Source organism: Haladaptatus ordinarius, from assembly GCF_054177595.1.
In genome coordinates this window covers 15,602-41,093 of the sequence record NZ_JBPEHH010000040.1, presented here as the reverse complement: position 1 = coordinate 41,093, position 25,492 = coordinate 15,602, and the positions used below count along the sequence as shown (strand labels likewise).

Annotated in this window: 27 protein-coding genes and 1 tRNA gene; 13 read left to right on the top strand and 15 right to left on the bottom strand. The window is 58.6% G+C overall.

What is annotated here, in order from left to right; all coding sequences use genetic code 11:
- Window positions 1-112: 112 nt before the first annotated feature.
- The 3 genes from ACR3FF_RS15350 to ACR3FF_RS15340 form a co-directional block, all read right to left on the bottom strand.
- Window positions 113-685 (bottom strand): hypothetical protein, encoded by a 573-nt coding sequence (locus ACR3FF_RS15350; RefSeq protein WP_458188961.1) that lies wholly within the window; start codon window positions 683-685, stop codon window positions 113-115.
- Window positions 686-960: 275 nt separating this feature from the next.
- Complete coding sequence (locus tag ACR3FF_RS15345) at window positions 961-1,320, bottom strand: hypothetical protein (protein ID WP_458188960.1); 360 nt, start codon at window positions 1,318-1,320, stop codon at window positions 961-963.
- 388 nt (window positions 1,321-1,708) lie between these two features.
- Window positions 1,709-2,203, bottom strand: coding sequence for an SWIM zinc finger family protein (locus tag ACR3FF_RS15340; RefSeq protein WP_458188959.1), 495 nt, complete (start codon window positions 2,201-2,203; stop codon window positions 1,709-1,711).
- Window positions 2,204-2,380: 177 nt separating this feature from the next.
- On the opposite strand from ACR3FF_RS15340, the gene ACR3FF_RS15335 reads away from it, so the two are divergent.
- Window positions 2,381-2,617 (top strand): helix-turn-helix domain-containing protein, encoded by a 237-nt coding sequence (locus ACR3FF_RS15335; protein ID WP_458188958.1) that lies wholly within the window; start codon window positions 2,381-2,383, stop codon window positions 2,615-2,617.
- A gap of 256 nt (window positions 2,618-2,873) precedes the next feature.
- Here ACR3FF_RS15335 and ACR3FF_RS15330 read toward each other — a convergent pair whose 3' ends face one another.
- From ACR3FF_RS15330 to ACR3FF_RS15315, 4 genes are all read right to left on the bottom strand, one after another.
- Window positions 2,874-3,866, bottom strand: coding sequence for a DUF6414 family protein (locus ACR3FF_RS15330; RefSeq protein WP_458188957.1), 993 nt, complete (start codon window positions 3,864-3,866; stop codon window positions 2,874-2,876).
- A gap of 422 nt (window positions 3,867-4,288) precedes the next feature.
- A complete protein-coding gene (locus ACR3FF_RS15325; RefSeq protein ID WP_458188956.1) occupies window positions 4,289-5,389 on the bottom strand; it encodes a tyrosine-type recombinase/integrase in 1,101 nt (366 codons plus the stop codon).
- Between the two features lie 156 nt (window positions 5,390-5,545).
- Window positions 5,546-5,620: transfer RNA gene (locus ACR3FF_RS15320), tRNA-Glu, on the bottom strand.
- Window positions 5,621-5,743: 123 nt separating this feature from the next.
- Window positions 5,744-7,717 carry a 3-hydroxyacyl-CoA dehydrogenase/enoyl-CoA hydratase family protein gene (locus ACR3FF_RS15315; protein WP_458188955.1) on the bottom strand — a complete coding sequence of 658 codons (1,974 nt, stop codon included), beginning with the start codon at window positions 7,715-7,717 and terminating at the stop codon, window positions 5,744-5,746.
- Window positions 7,718-7,832: 115 nt separating this feature from the next.
- On the opposite strand from ACR3FF_RS15315, the gene ACR3FF_RS15310 reads away from it, so the two are divergent.
- Window positions 7,833-8,987 carry an acyl-CoA dehydrogenase family protein gene (locus tag ACR3FF_RS15310; protein ID WP_458188954.1) on the top strand — a complete coding sequence of 385 codons (1,155 nt, stop codon included), beginning with the start codon at window positions 7,833-7,835 and terminating at the stop codon, window positions 8,985-8,987.
- Window positions 8,988-9,055: 68 nt separating this feature from the next.
- Window positions 9,056-9,415 (top strand): DUF7344 domain-containing protein, encoded by a 360-nt coding sequence (locus ACR3FF_RS15305; protein WP_458188953.1) that lies wholly within the window; start codon window positions 9,056-9,058, stop codon window positions 9,413-9,415.
- Between the two features lie 287 nt (window positions 9,416-9,702).
- Here the strand turns inward: ACR3FF_RS15305 and ACR3FF_RS15300 are convergent, their stop codons facing one another.
- The gene (locus tag ACR3FF_RS15300; protein WP_458188952.1) at window positions 9,703-10,290 is read right to left on the bottom strand and encodes a DNA-3-methyladenine glycosylase family protein; all 588 of its coding nucleotides are present in this window, start codon (window positions 10,288-10,290) and stop codon (window positions 9,703-9,705) included.
- Between the two features lie 61 nt (window positions 10,291-10,351).
- Entirely contained in the window at window positions 10,352-11,710 is a 1,359-nt protein-coding gene (locus ACR3FF_RS15295) for an ATP-grasp domain-containing protein (RefSeq protein WP_458188951.1), read from the bottom strand.
- A 134-nt stretch (window positions 11,711-11,844) separates the two neighbouring features.
- On the opposite strand from ACR3FF_RS15295, the gene ACR3FF_RS15290 reads away from it, so the two are divergent.
- Window positions 11,845-12,921 carry a succinylglutamate desuccinylase/aspartoacylase family protein gene (locus ACR3FF_RS15290; protein WP_458188950.1) on the top strand — a complete coding sequence of 359 codons (1,077 nt, stop codon included), beginning with the start codon at window positions 11,845-11,847 and terminating at the stop codon, window positions 12,919-12,921.
- A gap of 122 nt (window positions 12,922-13,043) precedes the next feature.
- Here ACR3FF_RS15290 and ACR3FF_RS15285 read toward each other — a convergent pair whose 3' ends face one another.
- Window positions 13,044-13,415 (bottom strand): hypothetical protein, encoded by a 372-nt coding sequence (locus ACR3FF_RS15285; protein WP_458188949.1) that lies wholly within the window; start codon window positions 13,413-13,415, stop codon window positions 13,044-13,046.
- A 6-nt stretch (window positions 13,416-13,421) separates the two neighbouring features.
- Here ACR3FF_RS15285 and ACR3FF_RS15280 point away from each other — a divergent pair, with 6 nt between their 5' ends.
- From ACR3FF_RS15280 to ACR3FF_RS15260, 5 genes are all read left to right on the top strand, one after another.
- Window positions 13,422-13,733 carry a hypothetical protein gene (locus ACR3FF_RS15280; protein WP_458188948.1) on the top strand — a complete coding sequence of 104 codons (312 nt, stop codon included), beginning with the start codon at window positions 13,422-13,424 and terminating at the stop codon, window positions 13,731-13,733.
- Window positions 13,734-13,977: 244 nt separating this feature from the next.
- Window positions 13,978-14,370 carry a succinate dehydrogenase, cytochrome b556 subunit gene (gene sdhC / locus ACR3FF_RS15275; RefSeq protein ID WP_458188947.1) on the top strand — a complete coding sequence of 131 codons (393 nt, stop codon included), beginning with the start codon at window positions 13,978-13,980 and terminating at the stop codon, window positions 14,368-14,370.
- Window positions 14,371-14,736, top strand: a complete 366-nt coding sequence (locus ACR3FF_RS15270) for a succinate dehydrogenase/fumarate reductase transmembrane subunit (RefSeq protein ID WP_458188946.1) — start codon at window positions 14,371-14,373, stop codon at window positions 14,734-14,736.
- Entirely contained in the window at window positions 14,737-15,603 is an 867-nt protein-coding gene (locus ACR3FF_RS15265) for a succinate dehydrogenase/fumarate reductase iron-sulfur subunit (RefSeq protein WP_458188945.1), read from the top strand.
- Window positions 15,604-15,619: 16 nt separating this feature from the next.
- Window positions 15,620-17,458, top strand: coding sequence for an FAD-binding protein (locus tag ACR3FF_RS15260; RefSeq protein ID WP_458188944.1), 1,839 nt, complete (start codon window positions 15,620-15,622; stop codon window positions 17,456-17,458).
- A gap of 204 nt (window positions 17,459-17,662) precedes the next feature.
- Here the strand turns inward: ACR3FF_RS15260 and ACR3FF_RS15255 are convergent, their stop codons facing one another.
- Complete coding sequence (locus ACR3FF_RS15255; protein ID WP_458188963.1) at window positions 17,663-17,821, bottom strand: DUF7556 family protein; 159 nt, start codon at window positions 17,819-17,821, stop codon at window positions 17,663-17,665.
- Window positions 17,822-18,126: 305 nt separating this feature from the next.
- Between ACR3FF_RS15255 and ACR3FF_RS15250 the strand changes: the two genes are divergently transcribed.
- Together ACR3FF_RS15250 and ACR3FF_RS15245 are read left to right on the top strand one after the other, a co-directional pair.
- Window positions 18,127-19,146, top strand: a complete 1,020-nt coding sequence (locus ACR3FF_RS15250; RefSeq protein ID WP_458188943.1) for a DUF1616 domain-containing protein — start codon at window positions 18,127-18,129, stop codon at window positions 19,144-19,146.
- Window positions 19,146-19,715: a metal-dependent hydrolase gene (locus ACR3FF_RS15245; protein ID WP_458188942.1), complete on the top strand. Its 570-nt coding sequence runs from the start codon at window positions 19,146-19,148 to the stop codon at window positions 19,713-19,715. Before ACR3FF_RS15250 ends, ACR3FF_RS15245 begins: the two co-directional genes overlap by 1 nt.
- A gap of 11 nt (window positions 19,716-19,726) precedes the next feature.
- Here ACR3FF_RS15245 and ACR3FF_RS15240 read toward each other — a convergent pair whose 3' ends face one another.
- The 3 genes from ACR3FF_RS15240 to ACR3FF_RS15230 form a co-directional block, all read right to left on the bottom strand.
- Window positions 19,727-20,005 carry a hypothetical protein gene (locus ACR3FF_RS15240; RefSeq protein ID WP_458188941.1) on the bottom strand — a complete coding sequence of 93 codons (279 nt, stop codon included), beginning with the start codon at window positions 20,003-20,005 and terminating at the stop codon, window positions 19,727-19,729.
- 71 nt (window positions 20,006-20,076) lie between these two features.
- The gene (locus ACR3FF_RS15235) at window positions 20,077-21,093 is read right to left on the bottom strand and encodes a lipid II:glycine glycyltransferase FemX (protein ID WP_458188940.1); all 1,017 of its coding nucleotides are present in this window, start codon (window positions 21,091-21,093) and stop codon (window positions 20,077-20,079) included.
- Window positions 21,090-22,703, bottom strand: coding sequence for an alkaline phosphatase family protein (locus tag ACR3FF_RS15230; RefSeq protein WP_458188939.1), 1,614 nt, complete (start codon window positions 22,701-22,703; stop codon window positions 21,090-21,092). Before ACR3FF_RS15230 ends, ACR3FF_RS15235 begins: the two co-directional genes overlap by 4 nt.
- Window positions 22,704-23,238: 535 nt before the next feature.
- Between ACR3FF_RS15230 and ACR3FF_RS15225 the strand changes: the two genes are divergently transcribed.
- Window positions 23,239-24,717 carry a hypothetical protein gene (locus ACR3FF_RS15225; RefSeq protein ID WP_458188938.1) on the top strand — a complete coding sequence of 493 codons (1,479 nt, stop codon included), beginning with the start codon at window positions 23,239-23,241 and terminating at the stop codon, window positions 24,715-24,717.
- Entirely contained in the window at window positions 24,714-24,923 is a 210-nt protein-coding gene (locus ACR3FF_RS15220) for a hypothetical protein (RefSeq protein ID WP_458188937.1), read from the top strand. Before ACR3FF_RS15225 ends, ACR3FF_RS15220 begins: the two co-directional genes overlap by 4 nt.
- Here the strand turns inward: ACR3FF_RS15220 and ACR3FF_RS15215 are convergent, their stop codons facing one another.
- Window positions 24,924-25,475 carry a DUF7344 domain-containing protein gene (locus ACR3FF_RS15215; protein ID WP_458188936.1) on the bottom strand — a complete coding sequence of 184 codons (552 nt, stop codon included), beginning with the start codon at window positions 25,473-25,475 and terminating at the stop codon, window positions 24,924-24,926.
- Window positions 25,476-25,492: the final 17 nt, after the last annotated feature.

Genomic DNA, 25,492 nt, shown 5'->3' with positions numbered 1-25,492 from the left:
CGGCGCTCTCACTGGAGTGAGACCGCCGTCTTTGGTTGAATCATTCGCTCATCCGCGCCAGCTACTCTCGTCTCGCCCCAGAAACCGAGTCAGTAATCAGGAACGATGGGAACTACCGATAGTAGAGGCCACAGTCTAACTCGGCTCCAGTCTCCTCGCAGAATGTCTCGGCCTGTTCTTTGAGTTGTTCCCGCTGGTCTTCACCCGAGACGAAACGCGGGACGTGGACGTGAATCGAACGATTACCCGAGAAGTACAACGTACAAGTGTGGAATGGTACGTCAAGGTAGTCTTCAACGAACTCACGGAACCACTCAATGAGAGTTGCTGGGTCTTCTTTGTGGTACACGTCGCTTTCGATATGGACGGGATAAAGTACGCGGTCGTCGGCCTCACACTCGTCTTGTAGTTCGGTGGCAATCGAATTATATTCACCCTGGACTTCATAGCCGCTCTCAAGCCGCTGTTGGCGTTCAAACTGGTCGCGGGTCAAGATGTACATAGGACTGGCGGTCGTAGCTCCGTCAGGAATGGGGTCGAATATAGTACGGAGTTTCGGAGCGCGTGCTGGTCCCTTCCCGTCGGGGAAGCCGTACTGAACGCAAGGGAGTTTGTCCCAATCGGGGACGGTCGTGGTGTTGGTGCTGGTGCTGTTCGCAGAGTCGTGACTGGCTGTTTTGCTCATTGTTTTATCATCTAAGGGATAGTTCAGGTGGGAAGCGTTTTCTCGCCGAGGCAGTGCTGCTTGTTCGGAGAATCTGGGAATATGGTGACTCCCAAACTCATTTATATACTCATATATTATTCATTCAGTGTAACTCGCCGCCATCATGCGTTTCTCGCACCATAACATAGGTGGTTCGTGTGTGGGGGGTACTGTGATAGGAAGTACTGGGAAGGTACCTAAGTGAGGAGAGACATAGTTGTCACTCCGGTCGGATAGCCTTCCTTGTAGAATCCCTATTTCACAATGTCTGCATGGCTGTCACTACTCCGAGACGTTCCAATATTCACGGAACCAACCGGAAGTAGACCCACTACACCGATGATGGTCAATGAAGAGTTTTTGACCTCATCGAGTGAGTCTATGGTACGCTCTTGACCATCAGGGTCCTGAACGATGAGGTGCTTAACTTCGAACTCAGGCCGCTGAAGTAGCTTTTCAAAGACCACCCTTTTGAACGACGTGACTGAAAAGTGGGTGCCGTCCCCCTCCACATGGAGTGAAGTTTCTTTCTCATGCGGCTCTCGGGTCGGGTCTTCGCCACATTGGCCGATGATGTCGATACAATCTATCTGTGCTTTTTGTGTTGTTGACATAGGTTGTCAATCGGTTTTGCCAGAGAAGTGTCTCTGGAGTGTTTGTATGGGTAAGAGAGTTCAAATAGTAGGGAACACCGGTTACTATCGCGAGTAAATGGCGTAATTAGCACTCGGCAGTAACTGATACTACGTCATCATGAAAAACCAACCGCTACAGGATTTAAACTCTCTACATCAGATATGACGCGAAGCAGATATTTAAAGCTATTTTATAGTATTTGACAATTATAAAGATTTCTCCAACTAAACGATGAAATTTATCGAGAGTTTCGCTTCGAGCCATTCTTGAGGAAAACTCCTATTGGAGTACCGTTACTCTGAATTCACAGTTGGGATAAAGAATTAATCCGGGACAGCTCCAATTCGTTGATTAGCGTTTTTCGTACTACACACCCATCATGTAGCAATCGAAACATGGGAGTTCGTCATCATCTGGATTAGGACCCGGACACATTGAATCTCCGTTTGGACATTGCTTTTCTCTTGTTGACTTACCTCCGTCTGTCCGGAGCTTGTCTCTCACTGTGATTGATTTGGTTAGAGAATTTCGTTCTCGAGTGGAGTAATTCACAGCCGCATCGAGGACAGTCTTCCCACCAATAGCTGCGAGTGCAACCTTGTGTTTACAGTCGTCGTCCTGATGAAGGTCTGCCGGGCATTCGCACTCAGACGGGACAATGAGCCCGTTACGTTTCTCAACGCCAACTGCGTAGGCATGGTCGTCCTTCTCGAAACCGTAACTGGCGTTGGTCACTTCCACCAGATATGGGCCAACAATGGTGAATTCCCATGCTTCCCACGTTACACGCTTAACAGTCTTCGCTCCAAACGACAGTTGGTCAACGATACTCTTTTCCGATGTTGCAGTCTGGTCTGACATGGCTTTCTGGCTCCACAGAAGGCCACAGTCCGAGTGTTCCAGCACTCGGGCGTTTCATGGATTGACGCCCCGAGGAACGGCGACCCTCTACCAGTAACCACGTAGTTATTGGTATTAAATCTTGTTCTCTAACCACGTAGTCAAAGGAGTTATATCGACGGCCTTCGCATTTGTCGTATGAAAAAAGAGCGCGACGAAAGCGGGCAGTACACTGAGCAGGTAACTCTTGAGAGCGTGCTTTCTGTCTTTGAGGACGTCGAGATTCCGGTCTTGACAGCTACTGAGGTAGCCGACGAATTGGACTGCTCTCGGCCTTCGGCCTACAATAAACTCGAAACCCTCGTAGAACAGGGAGAGTTACATAAGAAAAAGGTCGGGGCACGAGCAGCGGTCTATATCCATCTGGAACGGTAGCGTGGATACAAGCGGTCTGGCACAAGTGCTACAGTTAGAACATTGGGAGAAGGGGGGAGGGGTCGTGTAGATGGTAGCCCGGCGCGAGAAAATTCCGGAATTTCGGCTATAATTGGAGGGTTGCGTTCGCCAATCGCCTTCGTGCCTGTTTTGGGGATAACACTGGTTGCCGTCTAAGCACTTTCAGAGGTTAGTGAATAATGAGTGTAATCCCGACCGAATTGATAAGTAACCCTCTAATGTTTGCTTTGTTTGCTCATCGATAGATAGCAATAGGTGTAACAGAAATAGATGGATAAGAGACCTTTAGGCCCATTTCTGAAGCAAAGTCATCCACGAGATGATGTAGCATCCCAATTTGGTCGGAACCAAGTTCATCCATATCATCAAAGTTGGTAGGGTCATCTGTAATAGTATCAATCCGAGCGATGAATGTACAGTTTGGAATATCTCGTTTTTCATACTTCGCCATGAGCTCAATCGGATTACCTTCGAGTTTGTCGCTCTGTAGTATTGACCAAATGCTATGTTCAGATATTCCTTCAACAGGAAATAACTCTGCAATAATCATATTTTCGTACTCTTCTGGCAGAATACCCGAGATAAGGTCAAGCATCAGTCTAAATGTCTTCTCACGGGTTTCCCAGTCCATCTCTGCGAATTCTGAATCATCGTCGAACGTGTTACCCATACCAAACGATTCGACTCCCAAATAGTCATGCTCGCCCATATTACCCATTAATGATATAAACCCATCGAACATATCCAAACTGGTAGACACGTCAGACAGCACCATATCTCCTTCTACTCGAATGATGTCGCCCTCTGAGATACGGTCTCGAAATACGCTAGTATACATTCGCTCTCTTGCAGAGTCGTTAGACATCTCAGATTCGCCCAGGACAGAAGCTAAATCATGAAACCAGTCTCCTTCGGCTTCTTCCAGTTCCGATTCAAGTAGAGTAAAATGGTAGTGGTGGAGTCCTTTCACAGATTCAGACCGAGATGTGTCTGCTTCGGTACTCGTTACTTGACCTTCGACATCTGTACCAATATTGAAAATCGAAGCCATCACTCTTGCTCGGAGACTTTCCGACTCTTGTTCCAACTCTTCATGTCCTTCAATCTGTTCCTTTATGTAACCGCCTCCCATCCGCGCTGAAATGGATTTTACTTGGTCCATATCAAGGTAGACAAACCCAGGAATGTATTCAGGAGCAGTCTCTTCTTCGGTATCGTTGTTGGCCATAATATTATCAATACTCATAGAGCTAGATAAATCGTACCATATCTTCCATACACTCCCCTATACAATAACAATAATAAATTATAATCATCTGATTGTTTAAACATTAAATTTGACTCTTATAATTAATAAAATTTAAGATGTAATTTAATAGGTGCTATCTGCTACTTTGTCATAATTTCTTCAGGAATTCTTTTCGTCGTTTCCGCTTCTGGCTCGGCGTCCCCTTGTCATAGTGCTTATCCAAGACCTCCTGACTCACGTTTGCTCGGTCACTAACTGCCTTTGCTGGCCAACCATTGTTCCGATGGTGAGTGATTGACCCTTTCCGAATCGCATGGGGACTAACCGAGGACGGACATCTACTCGTGTCTAAGATTGAAGATATAATTTGGAAAGCCGTCTTCGAGCCTTTTCTATGTCAACTATCCCATCCGATTGAGTGCGTCTTTTCGGTCTTCTACAGGCGTCTGGTCATACTTCATTGTCGTCTGTTCACTCTTGTGGCGAAGCTGAGCCTGTGCAGCAGCTAAGTCCTCTTCTCTGGTCATGTAGGTACCAACAGAGTGTCGAATCGCGTACCAAGACATTTGACGGCTTTCGGTCGGTATCCCGGCAAGGTCACAGAGGCGCTTGAGAAGATTCCGGAGTGAAGTTGTCTGATAGGGGTTTCCCTCTCGGGTTAACCAGAGTGAGTCTGTCCCTTGGTATCGCTCGTAAACTTCCCGTTCCTCAAGCCAGTGTTCAAGAGCTTCGGCAGTCCGGTCAGTGATACCGACAATCCAATTCTCTGTATTCTTGCTCGATTCTTCTTTCGGGATACGAAGCACCCGATTCTCGATATCAACCCACTTGGTCGTCGCCCGCTCTACTTCTATAGGGCGTAACCCTGCATCCAAACTCACCCAAGTCATTGACGTATATTTCCAGCCATTTGCTTGGTTCCAGTCGTCGGGTGTCACCTCCGATTTCGGCTTCCCGAATCGCTGAGCTAAATGGCCTTTCCACCGGTTCCGGTCCTCGGGCGAGAGGTTCCCATAGGCAGGGATTGAACCGTACTCCAATGCTGCTTCCCGAATTTGTTTCCGCTCATCGACAGTGAGATAGTCCCGTGGATTGGTTGCACTCGCTCTTGAGAATGAATGTGTTGGTTTCCACTCTTTCCCGCCACGTTCCTGCTGCTGCCATTTGAAGTACCGCTTGATGGATTTCTGTGTGTTGGACTTATGGGAGTTACTTTGCTCTCCATAGGCCAGTTTTTTCATGTAGTTATCCGCGTGCGCGTGTCCGAGGCTCATCGTATACCGGTTTTCGTCACTCCAAACCCATCGATTGAATTGGTCAGTCCGGTACGCCGTCCTTCGGACAGTGGCACGACTGTAGCCTGTAGCCGTCTCTGGGTGCTTCCCAACTGCCAGCAGCCACCCAAGAAAGTCTTGACGGTGTTCTCGGTAATCCAGCAATTGCTTTTGGTTGAGTTGGCTCTCGGCCTTCTGTGTGACGACAGGGATACCGTCAAAATCCATTACTGACACCCCCGATTTACTGATTCGGCTTTGACAATTGTTAATCGCTGTACGGCGACGGTGTCGGTGTTCCTTTGAATCGTATCGGCGTATGGCATAGGTTTGTCTCCATGCTATGCCACGTATGAAAATTACAAGAAGGCATCCCGAAGGGAGTGCTCGGTAGGGGATTTGAACCCCTGTCCTCGGCTCGAAAGGCCAAGATGATTGGCCGGACTACACCAACCGAGCGTATCGCACTTGGTGCGCATCAATTCATTTTGCCGGGACTAGTTTAAACCTTCCGTTATCGGGCGACAGCGCCCGGATTCTGCGTCAATCGGTGCCATCCCTGATGGGGGAGAGTCAGGGCGGTTACTTCCCTTCGAACTCGGGGTCGCGCTTGCCCATGAACGCCGTGATGCCTTCCATCAGGTCGTCCGTGCTCATCAGGTGGCCGAACGCCTGTGCTTCGATTTCGAGACCGGCGTCGGTGTCGTCGCGTCCTGCGAGCATCGCGCGTTTGGTCAACTTGTGGGCGATCGGCGGTCCGGCAGCGAGGTCACGGGCGAGTTCGAGCGCGCGGTCTTCGAACTCGTCGTTCGGAACGACCTCGTTGACGAAGCCGTAGTCGGCCATCGTCTCGGGGTCGAAGCGTTCCGCGGTGAAGATTATCTCTTTCGCACGTCCCTCGCCGACGATGTGTTTGAGTCGCTGAGTCCCGCCCCAACCGGGCAAGAGACCGAGGTTGTGCTCGGGCTGACCGAACTCTGAGCGCTCGCTGGCGATGCGCATGTCCGCACACGTTGCGAGTTCCATTCCCCCGCCGAGACAGTAGCCGTCGATACCCGAGACGACCGGCATCGGGCAGGCTTCGAGTTTTCCGAAGGTGTCCTGACCCTTCTTTGAGAGTTCGATCGCCTCGATGGGGTCGCCGCCGCCTGCGGCCATGCTCTGGACGTCGGCACCGGCCGAGAACGCTTTGTCTCCCTCCCCGACGATGAGAAGCGCGCGAACGTCCTCGTCGTCGGTCAGTTCGTCCACGGCGTGAGAGAGCTCGTCGAGTTTCTGTTCGTTGACGGTGTTCATCCGGTGTGGGCGGTCGAGGACGACTTTCCCCACCATTCCACCGGGTTTTTCGATGCGAAGGGTCTCGTAGTCGTACCGGTCACTTTCCTCGTCCTGTTCGTAGAAGCCGCCCTCCTCGGCCGCCTCTCGGAGGTAGTCGGCTGGCTCGTAGCGGGCCGCACCGGTCTCCTCGTGGAGATTCTTGAGCGTTTCGAGAAGTGTGTCGAGTCCGGCCTCGTCGGCCATCCGGGCCGGACCATCGGGGAAGCCAGTACCGAGCATCATCGCCTCGTCGATGTCGTCGGGGTCGGCGACGTCGTTACCGACGAGCTTCGCCACCTCGTTGGCCATCATGGCGAGCAGTCGCGTCTCGATGAACGCCTGACCGGCGTCGCTGGGAACTGTCGCACCCTCGCCGTCCTCGTAGTCGTAGAAGCCCTTTCCAGCCTTCTTTCCGAAGTGTTCATTTTCCAACTTCTCCTGAGAGAGCGGGCAGGGTTTGTAGGCGTCACCGAGTACGTCGTGCATATACTCTAGGACATGCTGGCCGACATCCAGACCGACCTGGTCAGTGAGTTCGAACAGCCCCATCGGGAGACCCATGTCGAACTTCGCGGTTGAATCGACCTCGGCGATGGTGGCCTCGTCGTTGTAGACGAGCCACGCTGCCTCGTTCATCAGGGGAACGAGCACGCGGTTGACGATGAAACCGGGGCTGTCTTTCCGCACGCGAACGGGGGACTTCCCCATCTCCTCGGCCAACTGCTCGGTGAGGTCGAGGACGCTCTCGTTCGTGTACGCGCCCGTGATGACTTCGACGAGTTGCATCCGGACGGGAGGGTTGAAAAAGTGCATCCCGCAGAACTTCTCGGGACGGTTGGTGACCTCCGAGAGTTCTGTAATCGAGAGGCTGGACGTGTTGGTAGCGAAGATTGCGCGGTCGGGCGCGTACTCCTCCAGTTCACCGTACACGTCCTTTTTGATGTCCATCTTCTCCGGCACGGCCTCGATGACGAAGTCGGCGTCCGAGACTGCCTCTTCGAAATCGACGAGCGGGGTGACGCGGTCCAGCGCCGCGTCGGCTTCCGCCTCGGTGAGCTGGTCTTTCTCCGCGAGCTTGCCGAGACTCCACTCGATCTGGTCGTAGCCGTTCTGCACGAACTCGTCTTTGATGTCGCGGAGACGAACGTCGTAGCCCGCGAGCGCCGCGACTTCGGCGATACCGTGACCCATGTTCCCTGCTCCGAGAACTGCTATGGTGTTGATGTCTTCGAGCTCCATGCACGAAGGGTCAACACGAGGGCGTTTCAAGGTTTCTCTCTTCGGGATAATAAACTTGCAACGAGTTTATAGCCGGTTACAAAACGATTTATTGGTGGCCCCGTAATGCTCTGTCATGGACTTCGAACTGACAGAGGAACAGCAGGCAGTCCGTGACGAAGTGCGCCGGTTCGCGGAGAACGAAATCCAACCGATTGCGAAAGAGTACGACCAGGAAGAGAAGTATCCCTGGGAGGTAATCGACAAGGCCGCAGAGATGGGGCTGACGGGTGCGAACATCCCCATCGAGTACGGCGGTGCGGGCTACTCCCCACTGGAAGTCGCCATCATCGTCGAGGAACTGTTCGCCGTCGACCCCGGTATCGGTCTCTGTGTGACGAGTACCGCGTTCGGCGGGGACGCGATCCGCGAGTTCGGGACCGAGGAGCAGAAAGAAAACTACCTCACGCCGGTCGCCGAGGGCGAGGCCATCATGGGAACCGCCATCAGCGAACCCGACACGGGGTCTGACGTCTCGTCGGTCTCGACCACCGCCGAGAAGGACGGCGACGAGTGGGTCATCAACGGGAACAAGATGTGGATTACGAACGGGTCGGTCGGCGACTTCTTCGTCGTGATGACCAAGACGGACCCGGAGGCCGAAGACCGCTACTCCGGTTTCTCCCAGATAATCGTCGAATCCGACCGGGACGGCTTCGAAGCGGACAAGATCACCGGCAAACTCGGCATCCGCGCCTCCGACACCGCCGAACTCATCTTCGACGACGTGCGCGTCCCCGAGGAGAACCTCGTCGGCACGCGCGGCATGGGCTTCCTCCAGCTCATGCAGTTTTTCGACGAGACCCGAACGGCCGTCGCCGCGCAGGGTGTCGGCATCGCCAAGGGTGCCTGCGAGCAGGCCCTGGAGTACGCACAGGAGCGCGAGCAGTTCGGTCGCTCCATCAGCGACTTCCAGGCCATCCAGCACAAACTGGCCGACATGCATACGCAGACGGAAGCCGCACGCAACCTCACATATAAGTCGGCGTGGAGCGTGACCAACACTGACGACCAGTTGACGCAACTCGCGTCGATGGCGAAGGAGTTCGCCTCCCGCGTGGCAGTCGAAGTAGCAGACGAAGCTGTCCAGATTCACGGGGGCTCGGGGTACGTCAACGACTTCGACGTCGAACGGTTCTACCGTGACGCGAAAATCACTCAGATTTACGAGGGAACGACGGAGATTCAGAAGAACATCATCGCCCGCGAACTGCTCGGGAAGGGATTCTGACCCCTCTCTCCGAGTGCCTAATCAATTAGGCATTGGTCTTTTTGTCGTGTTTGTACTGTGTAAAATGGATGAACCCCGACTCGTCCGAGACACCGGATTCAAAAGCGAGTACCAGAGGGTCAGACGAACTCGATTCGTTGATGGAGCTGCTGGCGGACCGGCGTCGTCGTCAAACGCTGTACTTTCTCCGAGAATCGGGGGAGACGGTCACCGTCGGCGAACTCGTTCGTCGAATCGCCGAGATGAGCGACGCATCTGGTGAGACAGATCACGCGCGTCTCGAAACCGAGTTTCGACACAAGCACCTGCCGAAGATGGAAGCGGTCGGAATCATCGGCCGAGACGGAGACGAGATACGTCTGCGCGAGTCCGTGAGTTCGATAGCCCCCTATCTCGATCTCGCTGCCCGGATGGAACGGACGTCGTAACCGACCCCCTTATAAGTGCCACTCGAACCCATCTAGCACCGCTTTTCCCTCGTCCGATTCGACCACGCTGCCGTGTCCCGGACACCCGGTCGAAAGTCCACGTCAGAACGGTCCGAACCGACCGATGGAACGTTTTTGGTTCGAGACGGTCGGCCGAAAGTCGGTGGGTGGGCCGACCCGCCCGTTTAGGTCCGCCGGACGTGAGAGCAGTCGACCGACCGCCGTAATGTGACCGATTTCGAGGCCGCGAAACTCCGAGGGCTGCTCGCGAATCCACGGGTTCGAAGTCAGTCCGACTCGTACTCCGCCCAGATGTATCGCGTCGCAATCGAGCGGTAGGGCCGCCACGCCTCGGCGATGTCGCGCATCTCGTCGCGGGTCAGTTCCTCGCCATCGCCGTACAACTGCTCGATTCCTCGTCGGACCGCGAGGTCACCGAGTGGGAGGATATCCTCTCGTTCGAGGACGAACAGGAGGAACATCCGAGCGGTCCAGTCGCCGACACCTTTGATTTCGGTCAGCAGTTCGACCACCTCCTCGTTGGTGTGGTCGGCCAACGCCTCTCTCGTGAAATCGTGCTGCTGGAAGGCGCGGGCCGCGTTCTTCAGGTACTCGACTTTCGTGCGCGAGAGGCCAGCGTCTCGGAGTTCGTCTTCGTCTGCGGCCAACACGGACGTCGGAGTCACGTCACCGAGCAGGTCGAACACCCGGTTCTTGACAGCGAGCGCGCTCGCCGTCGAGAGCTGTTGGTTGATGATAGAGATACAGAGACGCTCGTACTCCGACCAATTCGACTCGGAATACGGCTCGTGCTCGTCGAGGAGCGTCGCCATCACGGGGTCGTCTCGAAGGGTGGATTCTGCGTCGTCGTTCATAGCTACTGGTTGGGCGTGGTCACCGTTCGAACGTTCGTAGGAAGCCGAACGAGAAAAGCTGTTATCCTTCCATCTCTTCTTCTTCTTCCTCTCGCTCGTCGTCGTCGCTGTCTACTCGTCGCCGGACGTCGACCTGATAGTTCTCGAGGATGTCTCGGCCGAGCAGGACGGGATAGTCCATGTGACCCCTGTCTTCGATGCTCGCGGTGACGGTGTGACGGTTACCGCCGACGCCGATGACCACGTCGACGACGGGCCGTGACTTACTCGATTTCCGACTGCCGGATTTCACGCGAGTCATGCTCTTTATCGGTCCGGCACCGATCTGCGCCGCGAGTTTCGTGTCGATGCTTGACCGGGTCGCCCCCGTGTCGGATTTGGCGACCACCGTTTCGGAACCGCTCGTTCCACTCACGAGCACACTCTCCGTGTATCCGATGACGATGGGGTCGGATGGATCCGGACTCTGGCTGGTCGGCTTGCAGTCCGGTACCGAATCGTCCAACGTGGCGGCGAGTTCTTTGACGCGGTCGCGGTCCACCTCGCCACCCGCTCGTTCGATGGCGGCCTGTGCGATGTACGGGGCGGCGCTCCGGTTCGTCGCTTGGTACAGCCCCTTGAAGCCGGCCGTCGGGTTCACTTCGAGCACGTACCAGCCGTCGTGGCCCTGGATGAGGTCGACACCGGAGTAGTCGAGTCCGATGATGTCGGTCGCTCTGCGAGCGATTTCGGCCGCTTCGTCGGGGAGGGTGTCGGTCATGTCCTCGACGTCGCCACCGAGCGCGACGTTGGTTCGCCAGTCGTTTTCGGGTGCGTACCGGTTCATCGCGCCCACGATTTGGTCGCCGACGACGTAGATGCGGAGGTCTTTGTGGCGTTCGTCGTCACGTTCGATGAGTTCCTGCAAGAACGCCTGTCGCTCCCCGACGCGCGGGTTGACCATCTCGTCCGCACCCACCTTCCACGTTCCGCCACCGTGGGTCCCGATGGCGGTCTTGTAGACGGCTTCGTCGCCGAACTGCGACCGGCCGTCGTTCAGGCGGTTGTTGTCGAGTGCGAGCAACGCGTCGGGAACGGGAATACCGGCGTCGGAGAGACTCGACGCGGTCGAGAACTTGTGAATCGCGGTCATCACCGAGCACGGTCGGTTGAGAACGGGAACGAGAGAGTCGTAGATATTGGCGAGACCGAGTGCTTCAGACGGTTGTTCCGTGTTCGAGAGGAGGAGACGGTTGGCGACGACGTCTATGTCCGGTTCGAGTACGATCTCACCATCTCGGATGTCGACCGCCGTGTTCTCCTGACGAAGCCACTCCGGTTCGTGGCCCAGGTCCTGGATTGCATTACAAATCGCCTTCGTTTCTTTACTGTTGTGTAGACTGAGTACCCCAACGCGAACAGGTGTGCCATCTGCAGCCATGTATATCACGTTTCGTCTGTTCTGTCTTAAATCGTTTCCAGTCGACTGGCGCGTGAATGAAATCGTGCTGATTAATTTCGACCGTGGACATATGTAGTGGCATGTTTTTATAGAGTGACCTCCGAGTGGTTTGCATGACTGGGACAAGGGGGGACGCGTTCACGTACAACGGCGGCATCGTCGAGCCAGGTGAAACGCAGAACATACGATACGGAATCAGCGAGACGTATCTGGGCGATCCAGTGCGCATCCCCGTTACCATCATCAACGGCGAACATCCCGGACCGACTGTCTTCCTCTCTGCTGCGGCCCACGGCGACGAACTCAACGGTATCGAAGTCGTCCGCGAGGTGGCACACGAGTGGAACCACGACGACCTCCACGGAACCATCGTCTGTCTTCCCGTGTTGAACGTCCCCGGATTCCTCGCACAGCAACGCTACCTGCCGATATACGACCGCGACCTGAATCGTTCGTTCCCCGGCCGGGAGGATTCGACGAGCGCGAAACGAATGGCGGCCCAGATCTACCGGAACTTCATCGAACCGTGTGACATGGGCATCGACTTCCACACGTCGACGCGCGGCCGGACGAACATGCTCCACGTCCGGGCGGACATGGGCGACCCGGACGTCGCCAGACTCGCCCGCGCGTTCGGGTCGAATGTCATCATCTCCTCGACCGGCCCGTCCGGAACGCTTCGCCGGGAGGCGAGTGAAGCCGGCGCGTCGACCATCACCATCGAGATGGGCGAGGCCCACCGTTTCCAGCGTCACTTCATCGACCAGGCTCTCGAAGGCGTGATGAGCGTCTTCGCGGAGTACAACCTCCACCCGGAGAGTCCGGTGAAGTGGCCGGGCTGGCGGACGGTCATCGACGACGAGAAAGAGAAGACGTGGCTTCGCGCGGACGCAGGTGGACTGGTGGAGATGCACTACGACCGTGGCTCGCTCGTCTACGAGGGAACCCCCATCTGTACCATCACCAACCCGTTCAAGACCCAGAGCGAGACCGTCGAAGCACCCTTCACCGGTCTCCTCGTCGGCGTCCTCGAGAACCCGGTGGTGTACCCCGGCAACCCCATCTGTCACATCGTGGGACTGAACGCTGACACCCGACGGGCACTGAAACGCGACCGGTCGCGGGCGGAAACTGAGAGTGACGTGCAACCACCAGCGTATGTCGGAACGCCAGAACCGGCCGAGCAGTAACGCTTCGTCCTTTCGTTTTCTGTTCGGGTTACCAGATAACGACTCCTCGCCGACCGAACGGTTCGCGACGGTCTTGTTCACCCGTCGGGCGGTTGGTTCCGCAAAAAAGGAAGGCCGGCGTCTCAACCGAGGAGGTTGTTCAACAGGTCCTCCAGCAGACCACCGAGCATGTCGAGGAGGTCTGACAGGCTTCCGCCGGTGGAGGGGTCGAGGAGACCAGCGACAGCACACAACAAGTTCCCGAGCAACTTACTCTCGCCCGTCTCGGCCGTGATGTCGAGGTTGACTTCCTGTAGGTCGACGACCAATCCGAGGAGGTCGAGATGAATGGGTCCGAGGTCCAGGTCGAGGATGGAACACGTCTTCGTCGCCTGCACGCTCGCTCCACTGGAGCCTCCCTCTGAGAGTGCGAGTGGAGTCCCCTCGAACGACTGTTTGATGCTCTGTTTCTGCCCGCCATCACCGAACGCAGTTCCCTTAAGAACGCCGCTCACAGCGAGTTGCTCGCCCTCTGCCGCCGCTTCGTCGACGACGAACTCCGTAATCGTCAGCGTCCCCTCGAACGTCCCTCCCTCGAAGGCCTCACCGACGGACTTCTCGGCCGTCTCGGAGAGGGTACCACTGACGTCGAGTTTCTTCAGGAGTTTCCCGCCGGGCTGCTCGGCAGCGGCGCTGCCGCCGAAGCCGGCGACACCGGTACCGATAGCGCCTGTCGCTGCGAACGCCTTGAGAACTGTGCGTCGAACCGAATCTTCCGGAGACTGGTCGTGCTCTTTCTTTCAAAACACCACATCAATCCGCCGGATGCGTAGAAATACAATTGCCCTATCTTAGTAAAAATACTGGCCTGTCTATGAAATATATTCCATTGGAGAATATTAATTTCCAATATATTTCGAACATTTACGCCTTCACCGAGGAATTATAATCTATTTCTATCGACGGAACGTTCAAACGAACGTGAACGAACCCGGCCCCATCGCGACCGGACCTCCGGATGAGAACGCGGACAGGTAGTAACTTCTATTTGTCCCCGGTACCGACCATCGGATTGGTATGAGTCAATCGTACAACCGAGGCCTCATCGAGGACTTCGGCCGCTGGCGCGAGTTCACGGCCGGGATGTGGGCCTGGATTTTCCACAAATTCACCGGGTGGGTGCTCATCGGCTACCTGTTCACGCACATCGCCGTTCTGAGCACCGCCACCGCGGGTAATGCGGTCTACACCGATACAATTCAGGGCCTCGAAAGTCTTCTCATCGTCCGGGTCGGTGAGGTCGGCCTGCTCGCCGTCGCTGTCTTTCACATCTTGAACGGCGTCAGGCTCCTCTTCGTCGACCTCGGCGTGGGACTCGAATCGCAGGACAAGAGCTTCTATGCCTCGCTCGTGGTGACCGCTGTCATCGTGCTGGCGAGCGTTCCGACGTTCATGGAGGGGGCGTTCTAGATGGCGGAACGATACTCGTCGTTCCAGAGCGGGAGTCTCACGTGGTTCCTCCAGCGTGTCACGGCGGCGTTCCTCGTCGTGGTGCTGGCGTTCCACTTCTTCCTGCTCCACTTCGTCAACCACGCGTCCGAAATCGAGTTCGCTGGGACGCAGGCGCGAATGTCCGAATGGGGGTACTTCCTCACGATGACGCTATTCCTCCTGACGGCGACGTTCCACGGCGTGAACGGCGTCTACGCTGCACTCGTGAATCAGGGACTCTCCGGCGGACAGAAGACCGCCGTGAAGTGGGTACTCGTCGTCGCTGGCGTGGTGCTCGCGGCGCAGGGAACCTACGTCGCACTCGTCATGAACGGGATGATCTAAATGAGTACGCAACTACCCGAAGAATCCGAGACCGAGACCGAGTCGGAGCGAACCGAAACCCCCGGCGACCGCAGGCGAGCAGAAAAGCGGTCTCGCCAGCGCCAATCCGCCGGGGCGCAAGAATCCGCCGAGGCGGACGAGGAGACGGTTCACCTCAAGGTGTTCCGCTACGACCCCGAGGTAGAGGGGAAGAGTGAACCCCGGTTCGACGATTTCCACGTCCCCTTCACGAAGGGGATGACCGTCCTCGACGCGCTGATGCTCGCACGCGACCGCTTCGACACGACGCTGACGTTCCGTCACTCCTGTCGGCAGGCTATCTGTGGCAGTGACGCGTTGTTCGTCAACGGTCGACAGCGACTGGGCTGTAAGACACAGCTCTCCGAGATGGACGAACCGGTCCGCATCGAACCGCTTCCGCACGCCGAAGTCGTCAAAGACCTCGTCGTGGACATGGAGCACTTCTACGACCAGATGCACGCCGTCGAACCGTACTTCCAGACCGACGACACGCCGAGCGACGAACTGGAAGAACAGCGCCAGTCCCGCGAGAACCGCGAGAAGGTCAAGATGTCCACGCGCTGTATCTGGTGTGGCGCGTGTATGTCCTCGTGTAACATCGCGGCGGGCGACAACCAGTATCTCGGCCCGGCGGCGTTGAACAAGGCCTACCGCTTCGCCATGGACGAACGCGAAGGCGAGGCGATGCGCGAACACCGATTCGATATTCTCGACCAGGAACACGGCGTCTGGCGCTGTCAGACGCAGTTTTCCTGTACGAACGTCTGTCCGAAAGACATCCCGCTAACCGACCACATCCAGGAACTGAAACGGGAAGCGGTGAAGAACAACCTCAAGTTCTGGTAAGCCAAACTCACAGACAATGCACGAACACGACGTAATCGTCGTCGGTGCTGGCGGTGCGGGACTTCGTGCGGCCATCGCGGCCCACGAGGAGGGTGCGGACGTCGCCCTCGTCACGAAGCTCCATCCCGTGCGAAGCCACACCGGCGCGGCAGAAGGCGGCATCAACGCGGCGCTCCGAGAGGGCGACTCGTGGGAGTCTCACGCCTACGACACGATGAAAGGCTCGGACTACCTCGGCGACGCTCCCGCAATCGAGACGCTCTGTCAGGATAGCCCGAAAGAGACGGTCCAACTCGAACACTGGGGGATGGCGTTCTCGCGCGAGGACGACGGGAGAGTGTCCCAGCGACCGTTCGGTGGTCTCTCGTTCCCGCGGACGACTTACGCGGGGGCGGAGACCGGTCACCACTTGCTCCACACGATGTACGAGCAGGTGGTCAAACGCGGTATCCAGGTGTACGACGAGTGGTACGTCAGCCGACTCGCCGTCACGAACGAAGACGACCCCGAGGAACGCGAGTGCCACGGCGTCATCGCCTACGACATCCGGTCTGGCAACGTCGAGGGATTCGTCGCCCGAGACGGCGTCATTCTGACGACCGGTGGTCTCGGACAGGTGTACGACCACACGACGAACGCGGTGGCGAACACGGGCGACGGGGCCGCGATGGCCTACCGCGCCGGTGTACCGCTGGAGGACATGGAGTTCATCCAGTTCCACCCCACGACGCTTCCCTCGACCGGGGTTCTCATCTCCGAGGGCGTGCGTGGTGAAGGTGGTATCCTCTACAACGAGGACGGCGAGCGGTTCATGTTCGAAGAGGGGTACGCCAACAACGTCGGCGAACTCGCCTCCCGCGACGTGGTCTCCCGCGCCGAACTGACCGAGGTGAACGAGGGTCGGGGAATCAACGACGAGTACGTCCACCTCGACATGCGTCACCTTGGCGAAGAGCGTATCATCGACCGCCTCGAGAACATCCTCCACCTGGCAGAGGACTTCGAGGGCGTCAACGCGCTCGAAGAACCCATGCCGGTCAAGCCCGGCCAGCACTACGCGATGGGTGGCGTCGAGACGGACGAGAACGGCGAAACCTGCATCGCCGGACTGTACGCCGCAGGCGAGTGTGCCTGCGTCTCGGTCCACGGCGCGAACCGCCTCGGCGGCAACGCCCTCCCGGAACTCATCGTCTTCGGCGCGCGCGCGGGGCGGCACGCCGCGGGGACGGACCTCGGTACGGCCGAGATATCAACCGGTAAGACCGAGGACACGGAAGTCGGCGAACTCCAGACCCCCGTCGAACCCGGTGCCGTCGAAGCGACGGACGAAGACGCCGTGGCCGACGGAAGCGGTGCCACGCTCGCCGACCCGACCCAGACCGTCGAATCGGCGCTAGAAGCGGAACGTGCCCGCGTCGAGCGACTCCTCGAAAAGGACGAGGGAATCCAGCAGGCCGAACTGCGCGAAAAGCTCCAGAAGTCGATGACGCAGAACGTCAACGTCTTCCGGAACGAAGAGGGCCTCGAACAGGCGCTTCGTGACATCCGCGAGGTGCGCGAAGAGTATCAGGACGTGTACGTCAACGACCCCTCGCGGACGTACAACACAGACCTCATCCACACCATCGAGATGGAGAACCTCATCGACCTCGCAGAAGCCATCACGCTCGGTGCGCTTGCCCGCGACGAGTTCCGTGGCGCCCACTGGCGCGAGGCCCACCAGGAGCGGAGAGACGAGCAGTGGCTCAAACACACCCTGCTCTCGTGGAACGACGGCACGCCGGAACTCTGGTTCAAGCCCGTCATACTCGAAGGCGAGGAAAAAGAGTACGAGCCGAAGATTCGAAGCTACTAACGCCGACTTTTTTCGTCTCTCTTTCGAGTGGTCGAGAAAGAGAGCGACCGACGATGCCCATCAGACCGGGGAGTTTTGGTGGGGCGAAATCGGGATGCCGACGAAGTGAAACGAACGGTGAGCAGTCCGGCCAGCGGTGCTAGAGCCGTCGGTACGAGGTTCGCCGAAAGCGCCGGAGAAACCGACGGAAAAGTCGTTCCGATTTCAGCGGTGTTGTGAGAGTGTCCGGGCAGCCGAGAGCGGCATCGAAATCCACGCCCCGTCTCGTGTCACGTCTGCGATGACGGCCAGCTTTCCACCGTTTTCGTCTTCGTCGACGGCGAACATGACGTCGTCGGGTACCTGTGCTTCTCCGTCGTTGATTGCGCGTGTCCAGTTCAGAGTTAATCACCGTCGTTCGACTCGACCCTCGTCAGGGCACGCCCCATTCTGGGGTGCAAACCCTCTTTGTTATGTCGCGCCTTCCGGAGGAGTAGTCGCGCGTTGTCTCCGCGACCGGCGGGTTCTGGTCGGGTCAACGACCGTATACGCGCCGAGTTCACGGCGGGGGGAGCGGTACGCGCAGGATAACAAAGTACCACTCCAGACTACGTCGTTCACGGACTGATTTCGATGTCTCTCGGAGAACACATAGCGGCCGACCACCACTCGGCGACGGCGGGGTTCGTATGAGTCACGAAACGACGGAGTCGTTGTGGCGGCGGATGACGCGGCCAGTGTTCGAACTTCCCGCCGACCTCGTGGGACTCGTCGTCGGGGCCGCGGTCGTCTCGGTCGTGGTCTCCCGGCCGATGGTGCGCGGAACCTGGCTGGCGGTCGCACTGGGACTTCCGTTCGTCCTGTTCGCCCCCGGATACGGCCTCGTTTCGCTCCTGTTTCCGCAGTCTGGCCCGTCACGGCCTTCTGGCTGGTCGAGTCCGACGCGGTTCCAGCGGGGAGGAATCACACCGGGCGAACGCGCTGGGCTGTCGTTCGGCGTCAGTCTTGCGCTCGTTCCCATCATCGGCATCGCGTTCTCGCTCGCCAGCGTTCCGTTCGAACCCTTCTCCGTCGTCGTCGCCATCTTTTCGGTCACGCTCGTCCTCTCCGTTCCCGCGGCGGTTCGGCGTACTAGCGTCCCCCCTGAAAATCGCTTCGGCGTCTCCTTTCGCGGTGTCGGTTCCAAACTGTACGGGGCTCTCTTCGACACCGAATCGAGTGCCGACGTCGTCCTGAACGTCGTGCTCGCGCTGTCCGTCGTATTCGCGCTGTCCGCGGTGGGGTACGCCGTCACTGCGCCGCAGGACGGCGAGCAGTTCTCACAGCTCTCCTTGCTCACGCGGTCCGGCGGGGAGTTCGTCACGGAAGGCTATCCGGAATCGTTCGACCCGGGCGAGCAGAAACCGGTGTACGTTTCCATCGGAAATCACGAAGACGAGACGGTCGAGTACACCGTCGTCGTCGAACTCCAGCGCGTCGAACAACGGTCGGGAGGGAGTGCACGAATCGTCGAACAGGAAGAAATCGGGCGGTTCAGCCATCGCGTGGCGGCCGGCGAGTCGTGGCGAACGCGGTACGACATCGGGCCGACGATGGCCGGAGAGGACCTGCGAGTGGTGTTTCTACTCTACGAGGGCGACCCCCCGACCGACCCGACGACAGGTAACGCAGACGAACACGCGTACATCTGGATAGACGTGGCAGTATAATGTGGCCGTGGGAACACCTCGCGTTCGGGTATCTCCTCTACTCGGTGTTGCGCCACGTCGGGACTGGTCGGTCGCCACGGAGCGACGCCGTGGTCGTGCTCGCTGTCGCCACCCAGCTCCCCGACCTCGTCGACAAGCCGCTCGCGTGGTCGCTCGCGGTTCTGCCGAGCGGCCACTCGCTGGCGCATTCGCTTCTCTCCGCGTTTCCGCTCTCGGTGCTCGCGCTCGCGCTCGCACACCGTGCACGCCGGAGCGACGTCGGTGTCGCGTTCGTCGTCGGCTACCTCTCGCACCTCGCTGGCGACGTTATCTACCCGGTCGCGGTCGGCAAAGAGCCCTCTCCGGGATACCTCCTGTGGCCGCTCGTTCGCGTCCCGGCCGACCAGTCGAAGATGGGATTTCTGGCGCGGTTTCGGGAGTACTTCGGCGACTACCTCGTGTATCTCGGTGACCCCGCCGTGAGGGGGTATCTCGCGCTCGAACTCGGCCTGTTGTTCACCGTGCTCGTCCTCTGGTTGGTCGACGGGATGCCGGGGATTCCACGGAAAATTGCCGTTACTCGGCGGTAATCGGCCGATACTCACACTTCGGAGAGACCGCTGCCGCAGTAGTAACAGGTGGTTCGGCCGTGGTCGTTTCTCGCACCGCAGTCGGGACAACTCGTCTCGTGCTCACCGTCTCCTTCGACTCGCTTTCCGCCGTCGTGTCGCCCGTCAGTGTCGTGTCTGTCGTCGGATAACACGAGTCCGACGATGACGAGAACGAATCCGACCACGAAGACGCCGATGGCACCGCCGAAGAACAGGCCGACCGCCGCAGCCATCAGCACGATTCCCGCTTCGACCAGCGATTCGTCCATGCGTCTCGCGCGGGCCTGAGCGATAAAAATCTTCTCCGCAGTACAGATACTATCTCATCGACAGCACGACTCTATCTGAACCGCTTGTACACGTCCGTCAGCAGGTTCATCATCCGCGTTCCACGCTCCAGACTGTAGTAGCGCACGAGTTCGGGGTCGAACTTCGCCTTGTAGCCACAGAGTCGGCGTTCGTTCGCGCCGACGAGGTCGTAGCGTGGGATGCCTTCGTCCATAGCGTCGCGCATGATGGCCCAGTCTACGAGGTCGTTTATCGGAACGTCGTGGTCGTGTTTTGCGCCGCCCTGCCAGCGGTATATCCGTTCGTCGTCGGCCAGCGCGACCATTCCCCCCGCGAACTCGCCGTCCACGTCGCAGACGTAGGGACGAACCGCACCCCCTGGCAGGTTTCGGTAGAGGTCGACGACGAACTCGGCCGAGAGGCGGTACGGTTCGCCCTGTTCGTCGTGACGAGCCTCGACCTGTCGAATGATTCGCCGGATGGCCCGTGGCCCGCCGACGCGGATGTCGTAGCGACTCTCGTCGGTTCGGGTGTTGCTCCGGGCGTCGCTGCTGAAACTCGACAGCACGCTCTCTTCGCCGGGCGTGAGGTCGACTTCGTAGGTGTGACGCGGCAGCACGTCGAAGTCGTTCCACTCGAAGGGCCGGATGTCCTCGTACCGGCCACCCGTCCGGACGTGGACGTACTTCGGGCTGGCCTCGCGGTCCAGCCAGTCCAGACAGCCGTCGATGAACCGGCGGTGTCTGCGCTCGGCCTTCCGGCGTTTCAGCTTCGCCATGTTCAACAACACCGGGCCGAGGTGCGGCAGCCACAGGTTCGGCGGCGGCGAGAACGCCGTCGTGACGCCGCCTTTCGAGATGGTGAAAGCGGGAAACAGACCGACCGGTTCCTGCCCCTTGTACCCGACGAGGGGATGGAAGGTCGCACCAGTGTGTTCGGCCTGGACTTCCAGCGCCTCCAGTCGGTGGAACACGTCACCCTGTGGCGACCGCTCCACGTAGTCGTTCCAGCGTTCGAGATCGTCCGCCCGTTCCACTCTGATGCCGTCGTTCTCTATCGTGATGCTCATTCGAGATATCCGAGGTCTGCGAGTCGCGTTTCCACGCGCTCGTCGTCCGTTTCGACCGTCTCACCCGCGTCGAACGCGGGGTAGCGTTGCTCGCCTGCCGACTCGACCACCGGGAGAGTGTGCCCGTCCATCCGGTCGCTCGCGGGGACGCCGAACGTCGCCAGAACCGTCGGTGCCACGTCGAAGAGGTGGGCGTCCGTGCAGTCCGCGTCGAGGTCGATTCCACTGCCTGCCGCAGCGAAGATTCCCTCCAGCTTGTGGTTCCACGGCTCACGCGGCGCGCCGAACTGTTTTCCGCGCAGTTGCGCCGAGAGGAAATGGTCGAAGTCGGCGGGAACCGTGACGATATCGACCGCGTTCTCGCTGTTAGGGCCTTCGAAGAACGCCTCGCGTGGCGCGACAGTCTCGAAGACCGGGTGACCGTCCGACGTGCGAACGCCCTGGAGTTTCTCGACAAGTTCCGACCTGACGTCCTCGTATCGCTCGGGTGTGACGACGCCCGCCGGGTCGCGCCCTTGGAGATTGATGCGGACACCGCACTCGATTCGGTCGCGCATGAAGGCCACGGAGTTCTGGAAATCGACCTGCTCGGTGGCGGCGCGGATGAACTGTTCCGGGACGTGTTTCGCCACGAACTCGTCCAATCCGGCGCGTTCGAGCAGGCCGCCGATTCGTTGGCTGGTGATGCCGACCCGCGCGGCGAGCGCGAATCCGCGCTCCGCTACCCCGAACTCGCGAGGCGAACTCTCCTCGCCTCGCTGTAACTGGTCGTTCGCGATGGTCGACCACGAGGGCATCCCCTCACCACCCCGGACGGTTTCGACGTACCCCTCATCGCGCAGGAAGTCGTTGACGCGGAACTCGTAGCCGCCGTACTCGCCGATGCCGTGGTCGCTGGCGACGAGGACGGTGTCGGGGTCACACTCGTCGACGATTCGTCCCACCTGCTCGTCGACCCCCTCGTACACCGTCCGAACGACGTCGTCCTCGCCGGGATGTTCGTGAAACACCGTGTCCGTGCTCTGAAACTGGACGAACCCGAAGTCGGGGTCGAAGCGGTCTGCAAGGTACCGAAACGCTTCGCCCCGCATTCGCACGAGGCGGCGGTACCACTCGACTGACTTAGTCTCGGGCAGGTTCCGGGGTGCGTACACCCGGTATCCACCGATTTCGTTCCGGACGTCGTCTAACAGTCCGTCGGGATGGCAGGTCGGATTCTCGGGTGCGGTGTACCCCGGCAGTATCGCACCATCGAACGCTCGCGGTGGATGTGTCACGGGGGCGTTGACGACGACGCTCGAAAAGCCGTGTTGGTCGAGCAGTTCCCAGAGCGTGTGTTCGTGAATTCGGCTGGCGTTTATCACGTCCCAGTCGTATCCGTCGAAGTGGAGGAACCCGAACACGCCGTGTTTGCCGGGGTTGACCCCGGTGTACAGCGAGGGCCACGCACTGGGCGTCCACGGCGGAATCTGTGACTCCAGTGGCCCGGACGACCCCTCGTCGAAGATGGACTGGAGGGTAGGGAGCGCCCCGTCCTCGAACAGTGGGTCGAGAACCGACCGACAGCCAGCGTCGATTCCGACGAGGAGCGTCTTCATTTGAGTGTCCATGCTGTCCTCGAAGTGTCTACCCGCGGGCTTTGTTATGCGTTCATTTCGACCGACGTAGACCATCCGTACTGGCGGAATTAGACGGGAGCCGATTTCGTCCAACCTGCGTTTCAAGCCCGCGTTTCCCGACGTGTCTCGAGGACGAGCAACGCCGGTATTTAACACGACTCGGTTGCCACGTCGACCGTGCGCTCTCTGTACCGTCCGAGTCCGCTGTCGAGTTCGGCCACCACACTTAAATCCGAGATGCCGCTTCGGGGAGCGAATCGGAATCTACTTTAATAAGCAAGATAGCATTGAATACGCGATGGCACGCGACAATGCGGTACAGGTGTGATACGCACGCTAGCACCGACAGCGGCGTTCGTGCACGCCCGAAGCGATATCGGCCTCACCTCTTTCGGTAAGGTTTCGTTTCCATCGAGCGCCAGCCCGTTCTCTTGCAGACCGCTCGCCACTAACTACATTTAAATTGAATGAGTTGCATTGAGTCAAAATCGGAATCTACTTAAATCGGTAATACAGCATTGAATCCATGGCACGCGACGAAACGGCACGCGATTCACCAGACGACGGTCTGCTGGACCGACGTTCGTACCTGAAGTTCGCAGGCGCGACTGCAGCGACTTTCGCAGCTGCGGGCACGGCGACTGGCGCGGAGTACCGAACGATTACTGTCCCCGCAGGCGAGACGAAAACCATCGACATCGGCGACGGCGAGACGTTCGAGAACGTTCTCATCGACATGACGGCCGACGGAGCATCGGCGCTCGTGCGTACCAGCGGCTCCGGATGGACGATCCGCAACGTCGGGTTCGAAGGCATCCACCCGGGTGACCACTACCTGCTGAACCCCGGCGTCTCCGACCCGAACGGTTCCGGACTTGTAGAGAACGTCTACATGGGCGACGGGCAGGTCGCTGGCTCCGACAGCGGCGGCGTCTGGGTCAACGCGAACCTCCCGCATCGTGGCACCATCACCTTCCGCAACGTCCACGTCGCGGGGATGATCGACAACGGCCTGTACGGCTCTGGACCGGGAGCGCAAGGGTACGGCGGGAACCTCCACGTCGAGTCGTCGTACTTCAAGGGCAACACCATCTCGAACGTCCGACTCAACGGAAAAGCACGACCGTGCCAGGTCACGAACACGGTCGTCGATTCTCGCGGAAACAAGCCGTGTCGTATCGGTTGTTCCTCGCCCGGTTCGACGACCACCCGCGCCATCTGGTCGTGGTACGGTGAGACCCACCTCCGCAACTGCGACATCCTCGGTTCCATCGTCACCACCAAGGGTGGGTCGGTCACGAAGACAAACACGCGAACCGGCAGCGACGCTGATTTGACGCCGCCGAAGGGTGTTCCGATGTCCGCGAAGCAGGCCGCGAGCGGGGGCAGTTCTGGCAGTCGGTCGAACGGCGGTTTGAAACCACGTTCGGGCGATGAGTCGGGCAATCGCACCCAGCGCATCCAGCAGAAGCGAGCGAAAGCGCAGGGCTTCCCGAACGTGCTAAGCATCTCAAGTTCGAACGCCTCGAAGAAAGCGAGCTACAGGTTCGAGGTCTCTGGAAAGGTCTCGAAATCGACCGACCGTGGGGCGTCGAAAGACGACGAGGACACGCTAGAAAACGAGTCCGTCGCGGGGACGGTCGCAGGCGGCACCGACAGCTATCGGTTCTCCGGCACTCTCACGAAGTTTAGCCTCGACGGAAACGCGACCATCTTCCTCAACGGCGAGCGCGTTACACCGGGGAAACTCGGCCTTCCGAAAACTATCGTCATCGATGGCAGTAGCGACGCCGACGACGCCAGCAAGTACTCGTTCGACGTGAGTGGGTCGGTCACGAAGGCCGAGGACCTCGGCTCGATTAACTCGTTCGACACCGTTTCCGGTACGCGAGTCGAAGGACGAGTCATCGGCGGTAAGGACGCGTATCGTTTCTCCGGCGAACTCGACCGCCTCGAAATCGACGGTACGGCTCAGGTCTGGGTCTCACTGGGAGGTTCGCGATGAACCGCTTCACCTGGGAACGGCTTCCATCCGACCCCGACCTCGAAGGTGACTTCGGCTACGAACTTGACGAGTGGGAGACGATTCGGGCGCGCAAGAACGGAACCGGTCACCTGATGTTTCTCCCGAAAGACGAAGAGATGCTTCGTGACGACGCGTTCATCCTCGCGGACGCCGACGCGGTCTGTAACGTCGAACACCGGCAGTAGTTACTGCCCTTCGACACGTCGCAGTTCCGGCGGCGTTCCACGCACCGTGCGTCGCCAGTAGTAGAGATACTGAAAGATTGCCGAGATACCGTACGCGACCAGAATTATGGTCGCGGTCATGAGACCGGAGAGAAGCGTGAACGGGTAGATTTCGAACCAGACGCCGACGACGAGTAAGATGCTCCCGGCCGAGAGGGCGAGATAGTAGCGGTCCCACGGAATCTCGGGGCGAGATACGTCACCGAGATAGGAGTCGAGTTCCCGAGCACGCCGCGAGAGGTGTACCTTCCCCGCCTCTCGTTCGTACTCGATGATGCCAGCGTCGTCGAGTTTCGGCATGTGCGTCTGATAGAGCGAGATGTACACTCGCTTTCGCTGCTCGCTCGTCAACCCGGCCGGTGTCGTGTCGTTTTCCCACGCTGCCACCTGGTCGGTCAGATCGGAGAGGTCGACGGTTCCTCCCTCGCGCCGGAGATAGTAGATCGCGTATCGTCGGCGAGGGCTCTTCAGAACCTCGAACACCTGATCTTGTGAGAGCCCAGAGCTAGCCATCGGATGGAGAACGAAGT